2 protein-coding genes are annotated in these 3,054 nt (G+C 37.8%); one reads left to right on the plus strand and one right to left on the minus strand.

What is annotated here, in order from left to right:
* Positions 1–598: 598 nt before the first annotated feature.
* Positions 599–769, minus strand: coding sequence for a hypothetical protein (locus H540_RS33540; RefSeq protein ID WP_155891114.1), 171 nt, complete (start codon positions 767–769; stop codon positions 599–601).
* A gap of 271 nt (positions 770–1,040) precedes the next feature.
* On the opposite strand from H540_RS33540, the gene H540_RS0121910 reads away from it, so the two are divergent.
* Positions 1,041–2,678 (plus strand): glutamate/serine transporter AimA, encoded by a 1,638-nt coding sequence (locus H540_RS0121910; RefSeq protein WP_028402391.1) that lies wholly within the window; start codon positions 1,041–1,043, stop codon positions 2,676–2,678.
* Positions 2,679–3,054: the final 376 nt, after the last annotated feature.

Below are 3,054 nucleotides of genomic sequence, written 5' to 3' on the forward strand. Positions count from 1 at the left end.
TGCCACATTGAACAAAAGAGAAACTGCTCTCGCTCCCTCCCTCCGGTTTACCCCTGCATGGGCCACGAAAAGGATTTGACCGCTTCTACGCTTAGCCGGATGCTCTCTCTCACCTAAAAGAAGCGTTTTTTGTCGATTTTTTTGTCGATTTTTTTCACTTGCATTTATATAGTTTCTTCAAATTTTCACGCTGCATCTTTCAAATTGCACCGTTTACGATCCAACTTCGACCATGTATTATCCGAAATGATACGTTTATTATCCAAAGCATACTGTTTATTATCCAAATCCCCTCTTTATTTGTAGCCCGCATATAAAACAAAAATGTACGCGAAACGAATACAAGTATTGATTTTTATTAGAGATTAGCCTTATAATAGATTATACAAGTACGCGATATGAGTACATCAGGTGAAAATAAACTCAATTGGGGAGGTCAGCGATAAAGAAACTATTATTAATTATAACAAGTTGAACAATTGCATCAGTTGAGGGAAATCAAGGAAATTGTAGAAACTCCTTTAGCAAGGGATTTGACTGCTGGATTTGCAAAAGCAGACTAGCTGTTAATAAGATCATTTTAAGAGATTCAAAAAATTTAAATTTTTTGTAGTTTTTTGTCTGTTTTTGTAGTTCTTATAATAAATTGAAGATACTGTTTTATTAAAATAAATTTGAAAGCGCTTAAAAGAACTGCTGTTTTTCGAGCTTTTAAATCTGGTTGATAATGCTTCCATTGAACGATAGGAGGTGATGTGTTAGCAATCATGCTCTTTTCTATCCTATTTGAATTAGGCATTGAAGCTTTCAAGGGAAAGGAAATCCCATATTAAAATTTTTCCAAGGTACAGTTGAAGCGATATTTTCTGCTACAAACATAATCATGAAGTTTGCACCTTTTGATACTGTAATTGACATTACTCTATCAACGGTGTAGATTCATTGCCCCATTAAATAAAAGGTTGCTATGAGGGTCTGAACTTTGGAGTGCATGATTGTTTTTCTACGATTACTACAACTTACATGAAAGGGGTTAACAGATGAATAATTTGCAACGAAGGATGGGTACTTTTGCGTTAACTATGGTAGGGCTTGGATCTATTATTGGATCCGGTTGGTTATTCGGAGCTTGGAGAGCTGCACAAATTGCAGGACCGGCTGCTATTTTATCTTGGATTATTGGGATGGTTGTTATCCTATTTATTGCACTTTCTTATAGTGAATTAGGGGCTATGTTCCCTGAAGCTGGAGGAATGGTAAAGTATACGCAGTATTCTCATGGTTCTTTTATGGGATTTATTGCAGGTTGGGCAAACTGGATTGCTATCGTTTCTGTTATTCCAGTTGAAGCGATTGCTTCCGTTCAATATATGAATTCATGGCCATGGAAATGGGCGAAGTGGACACATGATCTAGTGGTAAATGGAGCACTTACCGGAAAAGGCTTAGCTGTTGCCTCTGTATTACTGCTTATTTACTTTTTCTTAAACTACTGGACAGTCGGTTTGTTTGCAAAAGCAAACTCTTTCATTACCATATTTAAAATTATTATCCCTGGACTCACGATTGGTTCACTACTATTTGTCGGCTTTCATGGAGGAAACTTTACGTCCGGACAAGGCGGTGTAGCACCTAATGGCTGGGCAAGTGTACTTACTGCCGTAGCAACATCTGGTATCGTATTCGCATTTAACGGTTTTCAAAGTCCGATTAATATGGCAGGGGAGGCAAAGAACCCTGGTCGTTCTATCCCTATTGCAGTAGTCGGTTCCGTTCTAATTGCAACAGTTATATACGTTTTATTGCAGGTTGCTTTTATTGGAGCTGTTGATCCTTCCATGCTTGTTAACGGTTGGCATCACTTAAATTTCAATTCTCCATTTGCTGATTTGGCGATCGCTCTAAACCTAAACTGGCTGGTTATCATTTTATACTCTGATGCGTTTGTTTCTCCTTCTGGAACAGGAATAACCTATACAGCTACAACAGCGCGTATGTTATACGGGATGGAAAAAAACGGATACTTGCCAAAAGTATTAGGAAAACTGCATCCTATTTATGGTATACCGCGTCCGGCTATGTTTGTAAACTTAGCTATAGCTTTTCTGTTCTTGTACTTGTTTAGAGGATGGGGCGTATTGGCAGAGATAATTTCAGTTGCCACCCTGATCTCTTATATTACAGGACCTGTTACCGCAATGACATTAAGACGGACAGGCAAGAAATTGTATCGACCTTTACGTTTAAAAGGATTGGGCATTATTGCACCATGCGGGTTTATCTTTGCCTCTTTAACTCTATATTGGGCGCGCTGGCCGCTTACAGGAGAGGTATTATTCATTATTATGATTGGCCTTCCGATTTACTTTTATTATCAAGCAAAGATAAAATGGAAGGGCTTCCGCAAGAACTTCCTAGCAGGACTTTGGATGGTTGCTTACTTGCTATGCATGATGACTATTTCATACTTAGGAAGTGACAAGTTTGGCGGAATAAACGTCATTCCATTCGGCTGGGATATGCCTCTCATTGCATGTTTAGCTCTTGGTTTTTATTTTTGGGCTGTAAAAAGCGGGTTTGAAACAGAATACCTGCAAGAAGCCATTAAAGTAAATGAAGCAATGGCAGGAAAAGAGAGCACAATTGCATCTCAACCAAATAAAGAAACCGCTGTGTAAAAACAAAAAGTACTAAGATGGAAAGGGGCTGAAACCCAAAAGTATAAATAACTTTTGGACCAGCCCGCTTCCTTTTTTTATATAGGTTAACGTTAAGGGAACAGATACATTTCATGTTTTAATAAAACGTTCAAGAGTAATGTTTATTTCCAATTGTTAGAGTTGGTATAAGAACAGAGGTTAAACACTGATACTAAATTGATGAAATTTATTTAGAATTTGCAGATGAACAAATCCGCTATAATCATTGAAAATTTGACGATGGGAGATATCGTATGTCAACTTTACGCGAAGAAGCATTAAAGATGCACAAAGAAAATCAAGGAAAGCTCGGTGTTCATTCTAAGGTTCCCGTACGTGATGCGAAAGATTTAAG

It is taken from the genome of Ectobacillus panaciterrae DSM 19096, from assembly GCF_000430785.1.
GTDB classification, from domain to species: Bacteria; Bacillota; Bacilli; order Bacillales; family Bacillaceae_G; genus Ectobacillus; species Ectobacillus panaciterrae.